Source organism: Collimonas sp. OK307, assembly GCF_900113705.1.
Lineage (GTDB): Bacteria > Pseudomonadota > Gammaproteobacteria > Burkholderiales > Burkholderiaceae_D > Collimonas.
Genome location: NZ_FOQI01000001.1, coordinates 128873 through 148950, shown reverse-complemented (window position 1 = coordinate 148950; position 20078 = coordinate 128873). Strand labels below are relative to the sequence as shown.

Annotated in this window: 18 protein-coding genes; 7 read left to right on the top strand and 11 right to left on the bottom strand. The window is 54.0% G+C overall.

Annotation, left to right across the window (positions count from 1 at the left end; translation table 11 throughout):
* The first annotated feature begins 1 nt into the window (after position 1).
* The gene (locus BM205_RS00730; protein ID WP_092411764.1) at positions 2 to 655 is read left to right on the top strand and encodes a DsbA family oxidoreductase; all 654 of its coding nucleotides are present in this window, start codon (positions 2 to 4) and stop codon (positions 653 to 655) included.
* A 47-nt stretch (positions 656 to 702) separates the two neighbouring features.
* Here BM205_RS00730 and BM205_RS00725 read toward each other — a convergent pair whose 3' ends face one another.
* Positions 703 to 1329 carry a flavin reductase family protein gene (locus tag BM205_RS00725; RefSeq protein ID WP_092411763.1) on the bottom strand — a complete coding sequence of 209 codons (627 nt, stop codon included), beginning with the start codon at positions 1327 to 1329 and terminating at the stop codon, positions 703 to 705.
* 342 nt (positions 1330 to 1671) lie between these two features.
* Here BM205_RS00725 and BM205_RS00720 point away from each other — a divergent pair, with 342 nt between their 5' ends.
* Complete coding sequence (locus tag BM205_RS00720; protein ID WP_254783676.1) at positions 1672 to 2760, top strand: porin; 1089 nt, start codon at positions 1672 to 1674, stop codon at positions 2758 to 2760.
* Positions 2761 to 3522: 762 nt separating this feature from the next.
* On the top strand, positions 3523 to 6132 hold the full coding sequence (locus tag BM205_RS00715; RefSeq protein ID WP_175511106.1) for a sensor histidine kinase: 2610 nt from the start codon (positions 3523 to 3525) through the stop codon (positions 6130 to 6132).
* Positions 6133 to 6149: 17 nt separating this feature from the next.
* Here the strand turns inward: BM205_RS00715 and BM205_RS00710 are convergent, their stop codons facing one another.
* The 8 genes from BM205_RS00710 to BM205_RS00675 all read right to left on the bottom strand — a co-directional run bounded on the left by BM205_RS00710 (position 6150) and on the right by BM205_RS00675 (position 15655).
* Positions 6150 to 6551 carry a hypothetical protein gene (locus tag BM205_RS00710; protein ID WP_092411761.1) on the bottom strand — a complete coding sequence of 134 codons (402 nt, stop codon included), beginning with the start codon at positions 6549 to 6551 and terminating at the stop codon, positions 6150 to 6152.
* Positions 6552 to 6585: 34 nt separating this feature from the next.
* The gene (locus BM205_RS00705) at positions 6586 to 7569 is read right to left on the bottom strand and encodes an MBL fold metallo-hydrolase (protein WP_092411760.1); all 984 of its coding nucleotides are present in this window, start codon (positions 7567 to 7569) and stop codon (positions 6586 to 6588) included.
* A gap of 40 nt (positions 7570 to 7609) precedes the next feature.
* Entirely contained in the window at positions 7610 to 9730 is a 2121-nt protein-coding gene (locus tag BM205_RS00700; protein WP_175511135.1) for a xanthine dehydrogenase family protein molybdopterin-binding subunit, read from the bottom strand.
* A gap of 109 nt (positions 9731 to 9839) precedes the next feature.
* On the bottom strand, positions 9840 to 10325 hold the full coding sequence (locus tag BM205_RS00695) for a (2Fe-2S)-binding protein (RefSeq protein ID WP_092411758.1): 486 nt from the start codon (positions 10323 to 10325) through the stop codon (positions 9840 to 9842).
* The gene (locus tag BM205_RS00690; RefSeq protein ID WP_092412608.1) at positions 10322 to 11578 is read right to left on the bottom strand and encodes a c-type cytochrome; all 1257 of its coding nucleotides are present in this window, start codon (positions 11576 to 11578) and stop codon (positions 10322 to 10324) included. The genes BM205_RS00695 and BM205_RS00690 overlap by 4 nt, the downstream gene beginning before the upstream one ends.
* 66 nt (positions 11579 to 11644) lie before the next feature.
* Positions 11645 to 12823, bottom strand: a complete 1179-nt coding sequence (locus BM205_RS00685; protein WP_092411757.1) for an MFS transporter — start codon at positions 12821 to 12823, stop codon at positions 11645 to 11647.
* A 259-nt stretch (positions 12824 to 13082) separates the two neighbouring features.
* The gene (locus BM205_RS00680; RefSeq protein ID WP_092411756.1) at positions 13083 to 14969 is read right to left on the bottom strand and encodes an amidohydrolase; all 1887 of its coding nucleotides are present in this window, start codon (positions 14967 to 14969) and stop codon (positions 13083 to 13085) included.
* Between the two features lie 59 nt (positions 14970 to 15028).
* Positions 15029 to 15655 (bottom strand): isochorismatase family protein, encoded by a 627-nt coding sequence (locus BM205_RS00675; protein ID WP_092411755.1) that lies wholly within the window; start codon positions 15653 to 15655, stop codon positions 15029 to 15031.
* Between the two features lie 274 nt (positions 15656 to 15929).
* Between BM205_RS00675 and BM205_RS00670 the strand changes: the two genes are divergently transcribed.
* Together BM205_RS00670 and BM205_RS00665 are read left to right on the top strand one after the other, a co-directional pair.
* Positions 15930 to 16628, top strand: a complete 699-nt coding sequence (locus BM205_RS00670) for a YoaK family protein (protein WP_092411754.1) — start codon at positions 15930 to 15932, stop codon at positions 16626 to 16628.
* Positions 16625 to 17200, top strand: a complete 576-nt coding sequence (locus BM205_RS00665; RefSeq protein WP_175511105.1) for a TMEM175 family protein — start codon at positions 16625 to 16627, stop codon at positions 17198 to 17200. Before BM205_RS00670 ends, BM205_RS00665 begins: the two co-directional genes overlap by 4 nt.
* Before the next feature lie 27 nt (positions 17201 to 17227).
* On the opposite strand, the gene BM205_RS00660 is transcribed toward BM205_RS00665, so the two are convergent.
* Positions 17228 to 17887: a c-type cytochrome gene (locus BM205_RS00660; protein WP_092411752.1), complete on the bottom strand. Its 660-nt coding sequence runs from the start codon at positions 17885 to 17887 to the stop codon at positions 17228 to 17230.
* A 151-nt stretch (positions 17888 to 18038) separates the two neighbouring features.
* Positions 18039 to 18674 carry a response regulator gene (locus BM205_RS00655; protein ID WP_092411751.1) on the bottom strand — a complete coding sequence of 212 codons (636 nt, stop codon included), beginning with the start codon at positions 18672 to 18674 and terminating at the stop codon, positions 18039 to 18041.
* Positions 18675 to 18960: 286 nt separating this feature from the next.
* Here BM205_RS00655 and BM205_RS00650 point away from each other — a divergent pair, with 286 nt between their 5' ends.
* Entirely contained in the window at positions 18961 to 19650 is a 690-nt protein-coding gene (locus BM205_RS00650; protein WP_092412606.1) for a hydrolase, read from the top strand.
* 116 nt (positions 19651 to 19766) lie between these two features.
* A complete protein-coding gene (locus BM205_RS00645; RefSeq protein WP_092411750.1) occupies positions 19767 to 20051 on the top strand; it encodes a XapX domain-containing protein in 285 nt (94 codons plus the stop codon).
* Positions 20052 to 20078: the final 27 nt, after the last annotated feature.

Below are 20078 nucleotides of genomic sequence, written 5' to 3'. Positions count from 1 at the left end.
CATGAAATCAGTAATTATTGAAATCACATCCGATTTTATTTGCCCGTGGTGCTGGATCGGTCATCATCACTTGCGTCAAGCGATCAGAGGTCTGGATACGAAAATCGCCCCTCAAATTCGCTATGTCCCGTATGAACTCAATCCCTCTATGCCAGCTGAAGGCATGAATCGAAGGACATATAGGAGCGCGAAATTTGGAAGTTGGGTACGATCCATGCAGATGGATGCGGAGGTCGCGATTGCAGGTCAACGGGCGGGAGTTATTTTTAACTATGACAGGGTTGAAATGATACCCAACACCCGCTTGGCGCACCGTCTGATGTATTTTGCGCAGCTGCAAGGCGAATCCGAAAAAGCCGGCGTACTGTTCGAATCCATTTTCGCTACCTATTTTTCTGAGGGGAGCGACATCGGGAATCTCGATGTTTTGATCGAACTTGCTGAAACTGCCGGTTTCGACGGCAAAATGACCAGATCATTCCTGGCAAGCGAGCAGGGTAACAACGAAGTAGCCCAAGCAGAACTCACGGCGCAAGAGCGCGGCGTACGCTCCGTACCCAATATCAGCATTGGCGATTACAGAGTGGCTGGAGCGCAGCCCGTCGACGTGCTTGCGGATCTGCTGGATGAAACTGCAGCCGGCTCGGTTGCATGAACCGTGGTAATTCTGACTTGCCCGACCTTGTATTTCGGTCTTATATGTCAAGGATATGGTGGGCGCCGCATGTGGAACAAGGCGTCTGCCGTCACTTCGAAATAGTCGACTGGTCCGCCGCCCCGCAAGATCGGATGCGCGGCAGCCGTATCGTAGCTGCCGTTTTTTAACGTGGTCTGGTCGATGTGCACGCCGACTACCTCACCCAACACCAACCAAGTCTCGACTTCGCCGCCGGCGGCGGTGGTCAACTGCAGTATCTGGCTGCAGCGGCATTCGAACGCAACTGGACTTTCTGCCACACGCGGCACCTTGACGATACGCCCGGGTACAGGAGTGAGGCCAGCCAACCCGAACTCGTCTGTTTCAGGCGGTGCCGGCGCGGCACTGCGATTCATCGCCTCTGCCAGGGGACGAGTTGCCAGATTCCACACAAATTCACCGGTTTGTTCAATATTTTTTAGGGTGTCCTTACGGCCGATGCTGGCAAAACCGATGATGGGCGGAGTGTAATTGAATGCATTGAAAAAGCTGTAGGGTGCCAGATTCAGCACGCCGTTAGGCGCGTGCGACGCGATCCAGCCGATCGGACGCGGGCCGACAATGGCATTGAAGGGATCATGCGCCAATCCATGTCCTTTGGCCGGCTCGTAAAAATGCTTCTCGTCTGTCATGCGCAATTCCATCGTCGTCAAATGTGATACATAAGATTGTCTTGGTCCGAATCGAAAGTTTCTTCTCGTTTAATTCGGACTCTTGCTAATACTAACCGAACCAGCCCGGCTAATTCAGCGTAAGCGCGCCGCTAGCCTTGTTATAAGGAATCTCGCAGGGGCCTCAAATTTAGGCTCAGATATCAGAAAAAACAACTAGCCTTTTTCTAGTCGCTATTCCGATAGTTTTTTGGGATGCTTGGGTAGTTAAATGCGTACGCAAAGGCAATCCGCAAGAATATCCAGAAGCGTTAACAGGACTAACTAAAGAGAAGTGTTGATCTTAGAATCCCAGGAACTGGAATGAAACTAAAGTCCGTAACCAGTACGTGCATGCTGTTCGCCAGCACAATCTGTCACGCACAGAGCACATCCATCCAAGTCTACGGCCGGATGAATGCAGCCGTCGAAGATTTTCACGACACTAGCGATGCGAAAGGTCAGAATTCAACGGTCTACCGCGTCTCAAACAATCGCTCTGTCCTTGGGTTCAAAGGCGATGAGGATTTGGTGAGCGGTCTGCGGGCGATTTTTCAAATTGAAGGTGCGGTTTCCCTGGACACGGGGGGCGGTGGCATTGCAACGCGAGACACCCGCGTGGGATTACAGGGATCAAAGGGGACCTTGTTCGCAGGAAACTGGACGACCCCCTATAATTCGGCTACGTCGTCGCTCGATCCGTTTTATCCGACGACGGCTGGCTATATGAGCATTATGGGAAATGGTTCAGCATCCACGGCAGACAATGTCAGCGACACTTCGTCGTTCGATCGGCGTCAGCAGAATAGCTTGCACTACTGGACACCGGAGTGGCGCGGCTTTTCGGCGCAGGTCGCCCATGGCTTTAATGAAGGGGTAGTGGTAGCTGGCGCCAAGCCCTCCCTCACTTCCGCCGCATTCATCTATGAAAACGGCCCGTATTACGTGACTCTTGCGCAGGAGCTCCATCACGAATACCAGGGACCGGGGCTTAGAGATGTCGGTACGAAAATTGCTGTAGCCTATAAATTTGGAGGCAGCCGCATTTCGGCAATCGCTGAAAAACTGAGGTACGAGACATTGACCGGGACACTGGAGCGGAAGTCTTATTACATATCGGCCACGCATCAGATAGAAAGGCATGTCTTGCGTTTTGGACTGGCGTTAGCTGACGATGTGACCGGCGCTTCAACCCAAAAAATCGGCTATATGAAGAAAGGCAAAGATACCGGAGCAATGCATGCGACGTTAGGCTATGACTATAATTTCTCCAAGCGCACGAGTGTTTTCGCTTATTACACGTATTTGAAAAATGAAAGAAACGGCATCTACGACATGGCAATCAATAGCCTGGGAGTGACGCCTGGTGCGACTATTCAAGGCGTAGCCTTAGGGATGCGCCAGTCTTTTTAAGTGATCATCATCTACATGCACGGCTGGGTAGATGGGTAGTTACCGCCGGCGCGCGGCCGCGCCCGCTGGCCGATGCGGTCCGGCGCCATGTACCGTCGGCGCCCGAGCTGTACGCCGACGACACGCCTATCCTGGTACCCGCAGCTACCTTGAGGCAGCCCTTGGGCCGCTTTCTAGCTGATTGCAAATTCTTAATAATGTAGCGTAACATTCGTTCCACCGCAGGCCATTACCCGAACTGGGAAAAGAGAGGCCGACCTGGCTGCCGGCGTTTTTTGGGAACGGGACATGAGGGTAGAAGGAAAGCACGGCGCGATGCCATCCGGGTGGGTAGTTTTCAAGAGGTGTCAAAAATTCGCGGCCGCCTGGATTGTTGCATTAGTAGCTCTGCTGTTACAACAGACTGCACTGTCGGCTACTCATTCCTCGCCGGAAGCTTCTTTAAATTCCGTGAGCGCAAATAATGCTATCCCGATAGATATGCATCACACGAGCTGGACTGCAAAGGACGGAGCTCCTCCGTACATTCTCGCGCTCGCTCAGACACCCGACGGTTGGTTGTGGCTTACGTCTCCTAGCGGCGTTTTCCGATTTGACGGTGTAACTTTTGAACGCTTCCGCCCAAGCGGGGTGCAGCTTATGTCAAACAATGCCGGAGGCATGCGCTTACTAAGGTCGGGTTCACTTTGGTTCGGCTATAGGAGCGGAGGCGTCAGCGTTTGGAAAGACGGAGAGGTCCGCAACTTCGGCGTTGAAGAGGGAATGCCGCTGACCACCGTTCACGATTTCGCGGAAGACGGGGCCGGTAGGGTCTGGGCCGCCACAGCACGGGGATTGCGCGTTTTTGACGGTAAGCGCTGGAATGTGCCTGCACAGCATTTTCATGCTCCAGAAGACGGATGCACGCTGCTGGAAGATAAAGATGAGAGTGTCTGGGCGCAATGCGAATCTGGCGCATTCAGATTGCCTCCGCAAGGACACGTCTTCGTTCGGATGCCAGGTCCTGTAGGTGTCGGGCGACTAGTCCAAGGCCCGGATATGACTGTCTGGAGTATGGGCGGTATGAAAGGTGAGATCGTTGCTCTCAATGGTGCGAGTTCGAAGAAACAAAAACCTGCCTGGCCACGGCCGCGAGCCGGCGGGGGGACCATGTTGTTCGACCGGGACGGCGAACATCTTTGGATTGCGCGGGCGGATGGATTGATACGAACGAGCACTAACGGCAGCAGCGAGGTCTTTGGTGTCGCACACGGTCTGAGCGGCACCATTTTGAATAACATCCTGCAAGACAAAGAGGGAAATATTTGGGTCGCCACAGAGAACGGACTCGACCGTTTCAGGCCTAATGCACTTTCGTCTGCTGCATTGCCTCAAATTTCTTGGGACAGCCCGGTGATTTCAGCCGGTGCAAATGGTTCCCTATGGGTAGGGAAAACGCTTTTGGCCAAGCCGACAAAAGAAACGCTTGCAAGTATTCCGCAGGACCATACATTCGCTTCACTGTGGCATGAAGCGCCCGATAGCTTGTGGATTGCGGAGAATGACGGGCTGTTTCATCAACGCGGATTGCTACGAGAAAAAATTGCCTTGCCTGGAGCCCTCCAATCCTCAAAGATTCAAAGCATTGTCCGTGACGGTGAAGGATCATTATGGATATCCGTGTATAGGGTTGGCGTTTACCGACTCCGGGATGGGGTCTGGGAAGCCGGGGGAGGCTTCCAGGAACTACAGCGGCTGACTCCGTGGATGTACGCGGATCGGGATGGCCGGATGTGGTTTGCAAGTCTTGGCAATAAAGTGTTGATGCTCAACCAGGGAAAGTTGTTGCAATATGGCGCTGAAGAAGGTCTTCAAGTTGGTACTCCGTTGGAGATCAGCGGTAGTGGCAATGATATATGGGTGGGCGGGGAAAACGGCCTGTTCCATTTCGATGGTCGGAAATTCATCCCCATTTTGGGCGCTGGCGATGAGAGCATGCTCGGAGTTACTGGTATTCTGGAGTTCAACGGCGCGTTGTGGCTGAACGGCACGGCAGGCATTACCATTATTGATATGAAGGAGTTGAAGCGCGCACTGCGAGATGGTGGATATCGCGTACAGTTTCGGCGCCTCGACCATAAGGATGGATTGCGCGGTGCGGCAATACAAAACTATCCATTGGTGCCGTCGATAGCGGTTGGCAGCGATGGCGTTTTGTGGTTCAGTACGACAGCTGGCATATTCTGGCTGAATCCTTTGAAGGCAACCAGGAATTTGCTTGCGCCACCAGTGTACGTTAGCCGAGTCACAACAGGAAACATGGACTTTCCGTTTGTTGAGGGCATTGTGGCACGCTTACCGCCCCACGCAAGACGTGTCCAGATTGACTACACGGCATTGAGCTTGACTATGCCTGAGCGCATGCGATTTCTCAATCAACTGGAAGGCGTGGACAGTGGCTGGCAGGACGCCGGTACTGGCAGAACTGCGACTTACACCGACTTGGGGCCTGGAGAATATCGATTCAAAGTAAGGGCTGCCAATAACGATGGGGTATGGAACGAGGAAGCTGCAGTTATGCCGTTCTATGTAGCACCTGCCTTTTATCAAACGCTATGGTTCCGAATGTTAGCCGCGATGTTGATCGCCGCTGCCTTTTGGGCGCTGCATAAATTGCGCTTGGCGCAGGTCGCGCGGCAGATACGCGCCCGCATCGAAGAGAGGTTAATGGAGCGTGAACGCATTGCGCGCGAATTACACGACACTTTGCTGCAGGGAACCCAGGCGATGATCTTGCGCGTTCATGCTGCGACGGCGCACGTTCCACCGCACGACCCGGTTCGTGAAATGATAGACAGCGCCTTGGAGGGAGCCGATACCATGTTGCTGGAAGGGCGAGAGCGGGTGCACGACCTGCGCGCTCATGACCATTTCGGTGTTGGCGTAACTGCTTCGATCAGGCGCAATGGAGCAAGTCTGGCTGAAGAAAGCGGCGTGCAGTTCGAATTCGTGGAATCGGCGCAACTGCGAGGCATTATGCCGTTTGTCGGGCATGAGTTGTACCGTATCGCGAATGAAGCGCTCACCAATGCTTTCCGTCATTCCCAGGCGACCCAGGTAAAGGTTGAAGTGATGCATGAGCGAAAAACCTTTATTTTGGTGGTGCGGGACAATGGACGCGGTTTACCCGCGGAAGTGATGCGCTCGGGCCAGCTCGCAGGACACTGGGGACTGCCCGGCATGCGTGAGCGTGCGAACAAACTGGGCGCCACCATGGTGTTAGAGTCCGCGCCAGGAAAGGGCACTATGCTCCAGTTAAGTATCCCAGCCAGAATAGCTTACAAGGCGTCACCAAGCCGGTTTGGCTGGATTTTCAGCGGACGACGTGAGTAACGCCAAGTGGCTCTAGCTTAGTTTTGCGAAACAATATTAACGAGTATCTGGCGCACTGCGCCGTGCGCCATCACGATGTCGGGCGAATCGTGCAATAGAGCGTTGTACTTGGCGCGAAACGCCATATCTCCTTTTTCGCTTGGTCCAATCAGTTCTTCTATTGCGACGCGAAATGCAAAGGCCTCGGCAACACTGATTTCTTCGGGCTCATCAAGGCGTTCATCCATCTGCGCCATCAAACCCGATAATTTTTGCAGCCAGGAAAAATGCGGATGATTGACCACCAGGTGCAGTTGTTCCAACGGGCTGCCGACGCTGCCAAAGTGTTGGGTTTCAACTTGAATTAATTGTTTATGCAAGTCGCGCAGCACTCGGCCTAGCGCGCTCAGTTTTGTGCGTTGAGATTGTTCCGCATCCATTATGAAGTTCCTTCGTTGGAGGTTGGTCTGTAGGCTACTTGCCGGGATCGCCTTCGTAGTTTACCGGGATCCAGTCATATGTGTGCTTGTTTCTACGTATCCGGCCAAGCCCGGGAAATGCGATATGGGCGGCGCCTACGATGTAGTGTTTCTGTGCAGCGAGGCCTAACAGTTTGCGACGAAAGCGCTGCGCTGATGGCGGGTTATTGTCGTATTCAACTGAAGCCTTAGGGTTTTGTAATTGAATCGGCGCTACATGAATGATATCGCCCCAGACTAGCAGTGCGTTGGACTGGCTTTCGATCAGATAACTTGTATGTCCGGGAGTGTGTCCAGGTGTTGCCATTGATGTGATGCCAGGTGTCAGCTGTTGGTTCTTAGAAAACGTCTTAAAGCGCTCCGCCTTGATATAAGGAGCGACCGATGCAATGGCGCTGTCGAAGAAAGTACTGAGGAATTCCGGTGCGCTCTTTTTGTTTGCAGGTGTAAGCCAATAATCCGCGTCAGCTTCAGAAACTCTGAGGACGGCATTGGGGAACGCCATTTTCCCATCAAGAAAAATTCCTCCGACATGGTCCTTATGCAGATGGGTCAGATACACTTCATCGACCTGCTCCGGCTGATAGCCGGCGGCGTGCAGATTCGCCAGTAAATGTCCGCAGCAATCGCCATATAGCGTGCCGGCGCCGGTGTCTATGAGAATTAACTTTGGTCCTGTATTTATCAGGAACGCATTGATGGAGCCCTGAACCGGAGCTTTTAAACCATCACGCGACAAGTCGCGCTCAATTTCTTCTTTCGAGACGTCAATCATGACTTTATCAATCGGGAAGGGGTGAGTTCCGTCAAGCAAGGCGGTAATTTCAAAATCGCCCAGCATCATTCGATAAAATCCCGGGCCTTGGGTACGCACTTGTGGCGCGGCGGCATTTGCCAGTAAAGGCATCATGGCAAAAATCCATAAGAACAAGGCTCTGAAGTTCATAACTCTGGTGCGAGAATAACTTTCGGTGTGCATAACTTTCTTCTTTAAAAAATCCCGGTAAAACACTTGAAATTCACGAGCGCAGCTGTGGTCCAGCCAATGGCAAATTGCGCAGGCGTTTGCCAGTCGCCTGCGCCAGGGCGTTGGCCAAGGCTCCAGCCATCGGTCCCTGGGCAGCTTCGGCCACGCCGAGAAACGGCAGGCCAGGACGGTCCAGCAGGGATACCTCTACCTTAGTCGGCACCTGGGAAAAGCGCATGATCGGATAGCTGGACCAGTCAATGCTTTTGACGCCATCGGTCGAAAACTGCAATTGTTCGTACAAGGTCCAGCTGGCCGATTGCAATATGCCGCCTTCAATCTGATTTTTTACGCCGTCTGGATTGACGATCTGGCCACAGTCGACAGCAGCGACCACACGCAGAATATTCACTTTGCCGGTGTCTGGTTGCACCTCCAGCTCCAGGGCTATGGCGACATACGCCATCAGGTTCTTGTACTGGGCAAAGGCAAAACCAGTACCGCGGTTGCGTTTCTTTTCCCGATGTTCCCAGCCAAACTCCTTGGCCGCTGCGCGTACGACATCTTGCGCGCGCGCATCGGTCAGGTGGCGCAGGCGAAACGCCACCGGGTCCATGGCGGCCAGGGCCGCCAGCTCGTCCATGGTGCTTTCGATGGAGAAAATATTGATGTGCGCCCCGAGCGAGCGCATGGCAGAACTGCGCAAAGGTGTGCGGGGTAAAAAATGGTTAGTGATGCGCGCATTCGGTATGTCGTATAGAGGTAGTGCGTTGCGGTCGCCGCCGCCCTCTGGTTGCAGCATGGGCAGAGAAGGGCTCGGGATGAATGGTTTCGACAGAAGCCAGCTGGGAGCGAGCTTTCCAGCGTTTCCCGGCCGTTCGTTGTGGGATCCGCTCCATAGTTCGTAGTGCCAGTGCGAGATACGTCCGGTGCGATCCAGTCCAGCTTCGATCTCGGTGATCATCGCCGGGGCAAACGGTTCCCATTGATTCTCCTGGTCGCGCATCAACTGCACCCGAACTGGTATTCCCGGCATCGCACGGGCGATCAAGACCGCGTCTGCAGCGACGTCGTCAGCGCCGTTTTGGCCGTAGCATCCGGATCCCTCGGTATGGATGCAGCGAACCTGTTCGTCCGGCATGCCCAACAGTTCCGCTAGCGCATGGCGTAACGGGAAAACTCCCTGGGTATGTGTCCAGACTGTCATTTGGCCGCCCTCCAGCAGCGCCAGCGCGCAGGATGGCCCGATCGATCCATGCATGAGGTACTGTTTTGTATATCTGGCCTTGAACGAGTGCGCTTGCGGAGTTTTCATGTTGCCCTCATTGAGGATAACGATGTCCTCTGCAGGCAATGCCTGCAAGGTTGCATGGATGGTTTGCGGGTTCGGCAGATCGGCGCCGCCATCCCATCGTCCGCTGACTGTCAGGGCGCGCATTGCCGTTATGGCGCTCCATTCGTCCGAGGCCACTGCCGCGAGATAGCTGCCATCGCGTATCACTTTCAGTACGCCTGGCAGGCGCTCCGCGGCAGCGATATCGACCGATTTTAGGCGAGCGCCCTGTACCGGCGGGCGAATCACTCTCGCGTGCACCATTTTTGGCGGTCGAAGATCGTGCACGTAGCTGGCGCCGCCGGTTAACTTGTTAGGAATGTCGAGGCGATGGACCGGATGGCCAATTAGTTTGTAACTGTCAGATGGTTTTAACTGGGACGAGGAATTCGCCTGCCGGTGCAGATCAATACCGGTGATGGCTGTGCCGTAGTCGATGCTACGTCCATCCGGGCTTGTTATTCTTCCGTCACGAATGGCGAGACTGCTGACACTGGCATTCAATTTTGCGGCAGCCCCCTCCAGTAGCAATGCGCGAACCTGGGCTGCCGCGTAGAATAGGGCGGTGCCACTATCCGGTATGGTATGGCTGCCTGCTGTAAAGCCTTCGTTTGGCGTTAAACTAGTGTCGCCGGCAATAAAGAAAATGCTTGACGGCTTAAGCTCAAGCTGTTCCGCCGCAATTTGCAGCAGGGCGGTTCGGACGCCGGTACCCAGCTCGACCTTGCCGCTGCAAACAGTCACTTTTCCATCTCGTTCGATCTTGATCCATGCATCCAGCCATGGCGTGCTTTTCAGGCTTCCGGGTAAATTCTTATTTAAGATCTGTGGCAACCCCATCGCGTTCAGTTCGGATCGCGCTTGTTTTGGGAACAAAGAAAATGCGACGATTAACGCGCTTCCTTTAAGAAAAGTGCGACGTGTGAAATTTGTCGATGCATCACCCACGTCAGCCTCCTTTCTTTGTTTGCTGAAGGCTACCTGCCGCCGCAACTTCGCGTATCGCGGCTAAAATCCGCATATGTGTCCCGCATCGACACAGATTGGGTTCCATGTGCGACCGGATCTGGTCCTCAGTCGGGGCAGTGTTCTGTTCAAGCAGGGCTTGCGCTCGCATCACCATTCCTGCTATGCAATAGCCGCATTGAGCCGCCTGGTGCTTGATGAAGGCTGCTTGCAAGGGACCCGGCGCCGCCGCCGACCCTAAGCTTTCGATAGTGCGGACACGGCGTCCCGCAACCGCGCCGAGCGGGGTCAGGCAGGAAAAAACGGGTTTATCGTCCAATAAAACGGTGCACGCGCCACATTGTCCCAAGCCGCATCCAAATTTTGCGCCGTTAAGTTTTAATTCATCGCGCAACACATACAGCAAAGGCGCCGACACTGGGGACGCCACAGTTCTAACGACGCCGTTGAGGTGTATCTGGGTAGTCATGGCAGCATTTCCTTGCGAGCATAGGTGATATTTTGCGGGAGGTTTAGCCAAGGCGGGCGCTTGCCGATGTCAACACGAACAAATTGCGCGACGCTTGCAATTTGTTCGTCGGTCAGGACGTCTGCGAAAGGCGGCATGTAAATGCCGCTATGCGGAACTGTCCATGGCACACCGCCAAGCACGGTTTGAATAAGATTGACAGGAGTGTCGGCGGTGACTGAACGGCTTAGCGTCAGGGAAGGGCGCCGAGCCGCCATAGACATCGGGGCTGAGGCGCTATGGCAGGACGCACATGCAGCGGCGAACAGCACTGCTCCCTGTTGAGGTAACGGCTGGCCAGAAGCAGTCTGCTGCTGAGACGGAGCAGCAGCGACCTGTATCGACATGACATATTTTGCAATGGCTGCGACATCAGCCTGGGAGGCATCGGCCAAACGATCGGTGACTGGGCGCATAGGTCCTTTTGCGGCTCCGTGTTGCGCGGATATCCCGCTGCGCAGATAGGTTTCCAGCTGCTCCGCCGTCCAGGGAGTTCTGCCGTGGGCTAGCGCGGTCAGCGCCGGTGCTTCCCAAGCGTCGACAGAACCACCTCCAAGCGCGGGTTTTGCCTCGCCGCCGATGACGTTGAGTGCGCTATGGCAGGAGGCGCAATGACCAAGGCTGTTGACCAGATAGCGGCCTCGTTCTATCTGCTGGTCAGCGGCAGGCGTTATTGGGCGTTCTCCCGGCCGCAAATAGAGTAAATTCCAGAAGGCCAGCAGGGGACGGAAACGCAACGGAAGCAGAAGTTCATTATCAGGTGGCATATAACTGACGGGCGTACGGCTCATCAGATAGTGATACGCAGCCTCAATATCCGTATCGCTCATTTGCGTATAGTGAATATAGGGAAATGCCGGATAGAGAAGATGGCCGTCGCGGGAAACGCCATATCGTATTGCACGCTTAAACGCTTCCAATGACCAGCTTCCGATTCCCGTATCCGGATCGGGCGTAATGTTAGTTGTGTAGATGGTGCCAAACGGTGTCCGGAGCGGCAGGCCGCCAGCATAAGGCTCGCCTGCCTTTGATGTGTGGCATACCATGCAGTCGCCGAGCGCGACAATGTGCTGCCCGCGAAGTATGAGCTGTGGATCTTGTCCAGAAGTAGCCGCTCTACCGACCGCGGAAATCACAGGTTGCCATGCCCATATCAAAGCAGCCGTAGCGCATATCACGACGACGATAATCAAGCTTGCAAATTTTGTTTTCATGGACAGGATCAGCATCTATGGATTTGGCAGGAAAGATCATTTGGCGGGTCACCGCAGAGTGCGTGTTTACCTGGCGCTTTTATATGCTTTTACTCCACCCTGGATGAATTCGGTCGCCCAATAAAGCAGCGCCAGACCCGGGAAAGCCATTCCGGTCAGCATGGCTGCCTTCCAGCCGTGGCTGGCGTACATCCAGGCTCCCAATGCGGAACCGAGTGCGCCGCCGGCGAAGAAGATAGCGAAATAGATGCCATTCAAGCGGCTTCGTATTTCCGCCCCCAGTGCGAAGATCGAGCGTTGACCAAGTACCAGGTTGGCGGCTACTCCCATGTCGAGAATAATGGAAGCAGCGACCAGTAATGCCAAAGCCGAGTTGCGTGAATCTGTAACAATCAACGGCAATACAAAACCGACGACGCCCAAAATCAGCGCCACACCCGTGGCAGGCCGGGTAAAGCCCTTATCTGCGAGACGTCCGGCGACCGGGGAGGCTACCGCTCCCGCGATGCCAACTATGGCAAAAATTGCGATGCCTGTCTGCGACAGATGTAGTTCAGGGCCGGCAAGCGCAAGAGGCACGGTCGTCCAAAACAAGCTAAATGAGCCGAAGAGTCCGGCGTGATAGGCGGCGCGACGACGCAACACTGGTGTGCGCACAAACAGGTGCCAGAGCGTTGCAAGCAGTTCGGGATAAGTGAGAGGTGAAACGGGAACGCGTTGCGGCAATTTCTTTCGCAGCAGCGCTGCCAGCGCGGCAACGACCACGGCGGCAGCACCGAATACCACATGCCAACCGCCGTGATCAGCCACTAAACTTGCAACGGGGCGCGCCAGCATGATGCCGATCAAGAGACCGCTGACAACTTTTCCAACAGTTTGACCGCGTGTTGCTTCTTTCGATAAATGGGCGGCGAAAGGGACCAGGATCTGGGCTGCGACCGAGCCAAGTCCGATTGCCAGCGCTGCCGCCAGAAACATGGTCGAATTGACCGCGGTCGCCGCCACGACCAGCGCCACGGCGGTAAATGCAAGGGCGGTAGTTATCAGGCGGCGATTTTCGATCAGGTCGCCAAGTGGAACGATGAACAGCAATCCAAGGCAGTAGCCAATTTGAGTCAATGTGACGATCAGCCCTGCCGCCTCGGGCGAAAGGCCGGTAGCTGCGCTGATCGGACCAACCAGAGTTTGTGCATAGTATAGGTTGGCAACGATAAGCCCGGTAGAGACGGCTAGCAGCCATACCATGCCAGGAGAAATATCCGATTCAGTGGTGTTGCTCACGATTTGTCCTTTGAAATGCCATGATGAAAATGGGGAGGAATTCTTTTACTAATTTTCTGGGGGCCATTCTAGGCACAATACGTGCAAAGATAATTGGGGCGTGACGCACTCATACTGTTCGTTTTAATTGAACAATCGATGCGGGCCTCAATCAAGGCAGGAGCGTATTGTGGTTTTTGACGGGCAGCTACTTAAAAATAGCGTAGCTGCCCCCCATACATCATTAGAACGCGAAGCAGCTGCAGCCCAGTGCCCCCCAGAAGCCGGAGTAGTTCGACGCAGGGACATTCGATTTACGGGCGACGTCATGTGCGTGTGCATGCACGCCGCATGCGCCTTGGCATTGGTGCGGCATAGAGACCGTCTGTTTTTGCAGCAATGGCCGATAGTGCCCAGGCACGGCTTTTACCGGCGACCAATCTGGCAAAACAGGGATAGGCGCAGGCGCCAGTGGTTTGAACTCTGCCTCCCCGTACACAATTTTCCCGCCCACGATCGTCAATACAGATTCAATTGACTTGATCGTTTCCTCATCCACAGTGAAAAAATCTGCGCTGAGTACCGCGAGGTCAGCGAGCATGCCTTCTTTGATCCGGCCCTTCTTGCCTTGCTCGCTGGAGAACCAGGAACTGCCGGCTGTCCACAACTCTAGCGCGGTGTCGCGCGATAGGCGGTTTCCGACATCGTACATACGGAGACCGCCTACCGTTCGACCGGACACCAGCCAATACAATGCGGTCCAAGGATTGTAGCTGGCGACACGCGTTGCGTCGGTGCCGGCGCCGACTGGCAAGCCTGCTTCCAGCATGCGTGCGATAGGCGGCGTATTTTTCGCAGCTTCCGCGCCGTAGCGATCAACGAAATACTCTCCCTGGAAAGCCATCCGGTGCTGAATTGCGATGCCGCCGCCGAGGGCGCGCACACGGTCGATGTTTTTCGGGCTGATTGTTTCTGCATGATCGAACATCCAATGCAAGCCATCAAAGGGGATGTCGCGATTCACTTTTTCAAACACATTCAGCATGCGTTCGATTGACTCGTCGTAAGTTGCGTGCAAGCGGAACGGCCAGCGCTTAGATACCAGATGGCGAACCACTTTTTCCAGTTCGTCGTCCATGCCGGGCGCCAGGTCCGGGCGCGGCTCCAGAAAATCCTCGAAATCCGCTGCAGAAAATACCAGCATCTCGCCGGCGCCGTTATGGCGGTAAAAGTCTGTTCCTTGTCCTGGAGTGACCATATCTGTCCACTTCTCGAAGTCTTCAAGCTCCTTGCCCTTATTTTGCGTAAATAAGTTGTAGGCGATTCGTATCGTTAACTGGTCATCGCGCGCCAGCTGCTCCACAACGGCATAGTCTTCCGGGTAGTTCTGGAATCCGCCTCCCGCGTCGATTGCGCTGGTCAGGCCTAAGCGATTCAACTCACGCATGAACTGCCGCGTGGAATTGACTTGTAAATCGCGCGGCAATGCCGGGCCCTTCGCCAAGGTAGCGTATAAAATCATGGCATTGGGGCGTGCGATCAGCATTCCGGTAGGATTGCCAGACGCATCGCGAACGATCTCGCCGCCAGGTGGGTTTGGCGTATCTTTGGTGTACCCCACCACTCGGAGCGCGGCACGGTTCAACAAAGCCCGATCATATAGATGCAATACAAATACTGGCGTGTCGGGCGCCGCAAGATTGATTTCGTCCAATGTTGGCATACGCTTTTCAGCAAACTGAAATTCATTCCAACCGCCCACGACGCGCACCCATTGAGGATTTGGAGTACGCAGCGCTTGTTCTTTCAACATGCGTAACGCATCAGCGAGTGACGGAACCCCCTCCCAGCGCAGTTCAAGATTGTAGTTAAGGCCGCCGCGAATAAGATGCAAATGTGAATCGTTTAAGCCCGGAATGACTGTGCGGCCATCCAGGTCAATTACCCGGCTGGAAGCGGTGCGATGCCGCATTACCTCATCGATATCGCCCACAGCTAAAAATTTGCCATCCTTGATCGCTACAGCACTCGCTTGTGGTTTTTCCCGATCTACCGTGTGAAAGCAGCCATTCATCAGAATCAGGACATCGGGAGTGCCTTGGGGAGCGGATGCTGAGATAGTTTGTTCCATGTGCTACTCCATTAATGAACTATAGGAAAGAGCGAATGCGTTACAGTCTTGCGTTGCGGTTATTTGGGGAGCATTTGACGAGCATATCGCAGGCCGGCGCCATAGCCGCCTGCATTTTTTTCGATTACCGCACGGGCTCCGTCGTAAGTTTCTTTGCGTGTCCAGTCTCGCTGCAGCTCGAGTACGACCTGCACCCAGCTCGTCATCTGCGCGCCACGCGCAGCCATGCGATGTAAAGCTAGTTCGTGACCGGTTTTGGTGAGTCCGCCGCAGGCGTCGGCTACCACGTAGCACTGATAACCGGCTTCGATCGCGCTTAGTACGGCGAAGCTGATGCAGGCTTCGGTGAGCATGCCTGAGAACAGCAATTTCTTCCTGCCGGTTGCTGTAATAGCCGCCACACCTGCGGGGTCTTCCCAAATATTCATGTTTTTGCGTTCGATGATGTCCTGGTCGGGAATCAAAGCATGCAGGTCTGGAAGCAGCGGGCCACTGTAAACTTTGCTTGCTGAAGTGCTAACCACTATTGGCAGCGTAAAGGTTAGGGCAGTCTCTAGCAGAGCCACAGAATTGTTTATCAAAAGCTGCCTGTCAATCGATTGCACGCCAAAATTAAGACCTGCCTGCTGATCAAGCATGACCAGCGCACAGTTTTGCGGGGTCAGTAATTGTTCCGATGGATTCATATCAGCCTTTGAGGAAGAAGATGCGATCAAGAACGGCGTCAATAGCCGAAACGCGAAATTGCTATCAAGTAGTTTAGTCGTTGGCATCGGTTTAGACACGGACCAAAGGATCAGGTTTTTCTACAGACGAATATGACTGCGGCTCCTGCTTGATCAAGCTGGCCAAATGGCAGGGCGATTTGCCACTGCAATCGGATACCATGTACTGATGCTGCGACTCTCTATAAGAGCGGGGCGATGAATTTTGTAAAGCCAATGCCAAGGGAGTGGAAGTATGGATGCAAATCGTCGAAATCAATTGCAGGGAATCGGCCTTGGCTGTGTCGCCGGGTATGTAGATACATTGGGATTCATTGCCTTGTTCGGGCTATTCACGGCCCATGTTACGGGGAACTTTGTATTGATTGGCGCGGCATTGGCCGATCCGTCACATGTCTCCATTCTTCTCAAGTTTTTGGCTTTCCCAGCCTTTATTCTTGGAGTTGCTGCCGCTCGTCTTCTGATCGCAGCTTCCCAGAGTCGTGAGTGGCCAGGCTTGACACTATCTCTGACGCTGCAGATGTTGCTGCTTTGTGGTTTCATGGTGTGCGGCTGGCTTGCCTCGCCGATAGGGTTGGACGCCACGCCGCTGGCGATGGCTGCCGGCCTGTTGGGCGCCGCGGCGATGGGGGTGCATAGCGCGACTAGCAAGTTGCTGTTATCTCATTTGGCTCCCACTTCGATGATGACCGGGAATGTCACGCAAATTGTGATTGACACTGTGGACGTAATGCGTGGCGCGGCGGACAAGGCGGTCGGAGAACGCTGCGTGAAATTCATCTGGCCCTTGGCAGCCTTTGGCGGCGGAGCGATTCTTGCGGCGTTTGCTTATTTGGCTGTCGGGTTTAGCGCCTTACTTTTTCCCATCGCCATCTTGTGCTGCATGATTGTCATGCAATGGGATCTGGATCGGATTCAGGTTGGCGCAGCGTGAACAAGAACCGGTTGGAGGCATTCAGTGACGGCGTGGTTGCGATTGCGATCACTATCATGGTCCTAAACCTTAAAATCCCTCATGGCGCCGGTTGGGGGGAGATATCTGCTATAGCACCGCTGCTGCTTAGCTATCTGCTGAGCTTTATCTACGTCGGAATATACTGGGTCAATCACCACCATTTGATGCAACCGGTGCACAGCGTAAACGGCTTGATTCTTTGGGCCAACTTGCATCTTTTGTTTTGGCTGTCCCTGATCCCTTTCGTCACCGCCTGGGTCAGCGTGGATCCATCCGCTTCCCCGCCAGTGGCCATTTACGGGACTGTGTTATTGATGTCTTCCTTCGCTTTCCTTTTGTTAGGCAAGGCCTTGCTTGCAAAGGAAGGGGAGAATTCTCGCCTGGCTCTTGCCCTGGGTAATGGCCGGAAAAGCCAGATCTCGATTTTCCTCTATATCCTGGCAATATTGCTCTCGCTATGGAACGGTATTGCCGGTTTGTTTGTGTATGTGGCTGTGGCTGTTCTTTGGTTCGTTCCTGATCGCCGTATAGAGAATTTAGGCTGGGACTGACTGAGTAGGCGGCCTAGCCAGGCATGCTTATGGAACCGTTGCGATATAAGCCGAAACCGATTTCATCTCATCCTCGCTAAGTTTGACGGCGACTCCCTTCATGACAGTCGCTAAAGGATTATTAAACTTCGGTGCGTCACGATAGACATGTAATTGCTCCAGAGTGTAGCCTGCCGGTTGTGACGCAATGCGCGGAAATGCTGCCTGGCCATGCCCTTCGGCGCCGTGGCAGCTTGCGCAAGCTGGCGCGCCGGCTGCGCTTCCCTTGGTAAATATGCGCTTTCCTTTTTCTTCCAGCTCATGGTTTGATGATAGCTGAGCTTTAACAGCTTGCGCTCCAAAATACATACTAAGATCATGCATGTCAGACTCTTTCAGTGAGGCCGCAAAGCCCTTCATGATCGGGTTAGGGCGCTCCCCGCTCTTGAAATTGGCTAACTGCAGTTCCAGGTATGCTGGGGCTTGTCCTGCCAGGTTCGGATAGAGCGCAGGATTAGCCGTGTTGCCATTGATCCCGTGACACGCGGCGCAGGCTTGCGCGAGTTGACGGCCGTGCGGGATCGCGTTCTGCTGGTCTGCGGCAATCGCTGGTACTGCGGACAGCAACAATGAGCAGCAAGTCAGGCTAGCTGCTGTCAGCGCGCGAAAACGGGGAGGGAATTGCTTGTGTGCCGGAGAGGTAGTCATGAGGTTTCCTAGTTTTTCTTTAACGATACGAGGAAAACCGATTGAGTTCTACTGAGCGAAAGATAGGGAAGATCGCCTATTGCGGCAACTGACTACACACATGGCTTACCAGAGCTGCGAGGATGCAAAGAGACGGTGGATGACTTTGCAGTCATACCTCTAAAAATCCGCGTCGTACGGCGATAGTGACAGCATGTGTTCGATCATTTGCTCCGAGTTTTGCGAGCGCCGCGCTGACGTGTGCTTTGACGGTCTCTTCCTTGATCGCGAGTTGCCGCCCAACTTCTTTGTTGGTGTTTCCCTGGGCAACAAGCCGCAATACCTCCAGCTCTCGCCCCGATAGCGCATCGCACTCGAAGTAGGCTGCAATTTCAGCGGCCAGTTCAGGAGGAATATATCTTTCCCCTGCATGGACTGTCTGGATCGCCGCCGCCAGGTCCATTCGTAACGCCCCCTTGAATAGATAACCCGCGGCTCCGGCTTTTAGTGCGCGCCCAACTTGCGCGTCGCCCTTGTAGGAAGTGAGCACAATAATACGGGCGTTTCTATCCAGAGAACGGATCGACATCATTGCATCGAATCCGCCTAAAAGCGGCATTTGAAGATCTAATAGCGTTACGTCAGGCCGCAAGCGGAGGAACTGCTCGATTGCCTCCTGGCCATTGCCCGCTTGTCCGACCAACTCAATGCTGTCAACGCCGGCAAGGACAGCGGCGATGCCCTCTCGCATCAAAATATGGTCATCGGCGATCATCACCCGTATCGGTCGCGGCGAAGTTGTCGTCATTACAGGGGAGTTTCCTTGGTGAGTTTAAAAGCGCAACGCACACAGTATATCAATCACTCGGCTTGCATTCATTGCCTCAATTTTCTCCATCCTCAAAAAATTCCAATGTTCTTGATTTTTCCCTGGGGTCAAGGCCAAAGAAATCCTCGAAAAAAGCGTCGCGTCATATATTTAGATAGTGGTTTTCGATTTTTGAAGGGCATAGCATGGTGGTGATGGCACGCATATCCGCGCCATTGCATGTTTGCCAAGGCATCGTTTTTACCAACAATGAATGGATCCCATCATGATGAACCCGAAACTTGAAGTATTGACCCCGACGAATTGCCAGATCATCTTCATCGACCAGCAGCCCCAAATGGCTTTTGGAGTCCAGTCGATTGACCGCCAGGTATTGAAGAACAATACCGTTGCCCTCGCTAAAGCGGCGAAAGTCTTTAATATTCCGGCCATTATCACTACTGTGGAAACCGAGGCATTCTCGGGCCATACCTATCCAGAATTGCTCAACGTTTTTCCTGGCAAGGATATCCTTGAGCGTAGCTCCATGAATTCCTGGGACGATCAAAAAGTACGCGATGCGCTTGCTGCAAACGGCAAAAAGAAGGTAGTAGTTTCAGGCTTGTGGACCGAAGTTTGCAACAACAGTTTTGCTCTCTGCGCCATTCTCGAAGGTGGATACGAGATATATATGGTTGCCGATGCTTCTGGCGGCACGTCGAAAGAAGCGCACGACTACGCCATGCAACGCATGATACAGGCCGGCGTTGTGCCGGTGACCTGGCAACAAGTCATGCTCGAGTGGCAACGCGATTGGGCGCTGAAAGATACCTATGATGCAGTAATGGCGATAGTGAAGGATCATTCCGGCGCCTATGGCATGGGTGTCGATTATGCCTACACGATGGTGCATAAAGCGCCGCAGCGCATTACAGGCAGCCACGAGACTCTGGCTCCGGTCCCCGCTAAGAAATAAGCCCCTCCAAAAAAGCCGTGTCTGCACACAATTTATAGTTGTGTGCAGGTGCGGCAAATCTCGAACAGCTGCTGCAATTCGGCTCAGCTGCGGTGATTATCAGAAGGAGAAAACACATGAAGGTCTATATTATTTCCCTGGCCGCCGGGCTATTGGTAGGCGTAATTTATGCGCTCCTGCAAGTGCGCTCGCCAGCCCCGCCTGCCATTGCTCTAATTGGCTTGTTGGGAATGTTGATCGGCGAGCAGGTGGTGCCGACTGTCAAGCGTCTGATTGTCGGCGAGGCGGTCACTGTTTCATGGCTACGCACAGAATGCGTCAGTAAGATTACCGGCGTGGCGCCGCCTAATGTACTGTCAAAAAAAGAAACGACGGATTCGAAGATGGACAGCGAAGCGTAATTGCTGCGTCCGATAGCGCTCGGCTAT

What these genes read in the sequence shown, in the direction of transcription:
- BM205_RS00695 (WP_092411758.1), bottom strand. Translation starts at nt 10,325, where the DNA reads ATGACTACCCAGATACACCTCAACGGCGTCGTTAGAACTGTGGCGTCC.
- BM205_RS00680 (WP_092411756.1), bottom strand. Translation starts at nt 14,969, where the DNA reads ATGGAACAAACTATCTCAGCATCCGCTCCCCAAGGCACTCCCGATGTC.
- BM205_RS00645 (WP_092411750.1), top strand. Translation starts at nt 19,767, where the DNA reads ATGAAGGTCTATATTATTTCCCTGGCCGCCGGGCTATTGGTAGGCGTA.
- BM205_RS00655 (WP_092411751.1), bottom strand. Translation starts at nt 18,674, where the DNA reads ATGACGACAACTTCGCCGCGACCGATACGGGTGATGATCGCCGATGAC.
- BM205_RS00700 (WP_175511135.1), bottom strand. Translation starts at nt 9,730, where the DNA reads ATGGGGTTGCCACAGATCTTAAATAAGAATTTACCCGGAAGCCTGAAA.
- BM205_RS00660 (WP_092411752.1), bottom strand. Translation starts at nt 17,887, where the DNA reads ATGACTACCTCTCCGGCACACAAGCAATTCCCTCCCCGTTTTCGCGCG.
- BM205_RS00715 (WP_175511106.1), top strand. Translation starts at nt 3,523, where the DNA reads ATGCCGCTGACCACCGTTCACGATTTCGCGGAAGACGGGGCCGGTAGG.
- BM205_RS00725 (WP_092411763.1), bottom strand. Translation starts at nt 1,329, where the DNA reads ATGACAGACGAGAAGCATTTTTACGAGCCGGCCAAAGGACATGGATTG.
- BM205_RS00675 (WP_092411755.1), bottom strand. Translation starts at nt 15,655, where the DNA reads ATGAATCCATCGGAACAATTACTGACCCCGCAAAACTGTGCGCTGGTC.
- BM205_RS00705 (WP_092411760.1), bottom strand. Translation starts at nt 7,569, where the DNA reads ATGCACACCGAAAGTTATTCTCGCACCAGAGTTATGAACTTCAGAGCC.
- BM205_RS00720 (WP_254783676.1), top strand. Translation starts at nt 1,672, where the DNA reads ATGAAACTAAAGTCCGTAACCAGTACGTGCATGCTGTTCGCCAGCACA.
- BM205_RS00690 (WP_092412608.1), bottom strand. Translation starts at nt 11,578, where the DNA reads ATGAAAACAAAATTTGCAAGCTTGATTATCGTCGTCGTGATATGCGCT.
- BM205_RS00650 (WP_092412606.1), top strand. Translation starts at nt 18,961, where the DNA reads ATGATGAACCCGAAACTTGAAGTATTGACCCCGACGAATTGCCAGATC.
- BM205_RS00730 (WP_092411764.1), top strand. Translation starts at nt 2, where the DNA reads ATGAAATCAGTAATTATTGAAATCACATCCGATTTTATTTGCCCGTGG.
- BM205_RS00710 (WP_092411761.1), bottom strand. Translation starts at nt 6,551, where the DNA reads ATGGATGCGGAACAATCTCAACGCACAAAACTGAGCGCGCTAGGCCGA.
- BM205_RS00670 (WP_092411754.1), top strand. Translation starts at nt 15,930, where the DNA reads ATGGATGCAAATCGTCGAAATCAATTGCAGGGAATCGGCCTTGGCTGT.
- BM205_RS00685 (WP_092411757.1), bottom strand. Translation starts at nt 12,823, where the DNA reads ATGGTATGGCTGCTAGCCGTCTCTACCGGGCTTATCGTTGCCAACCTA.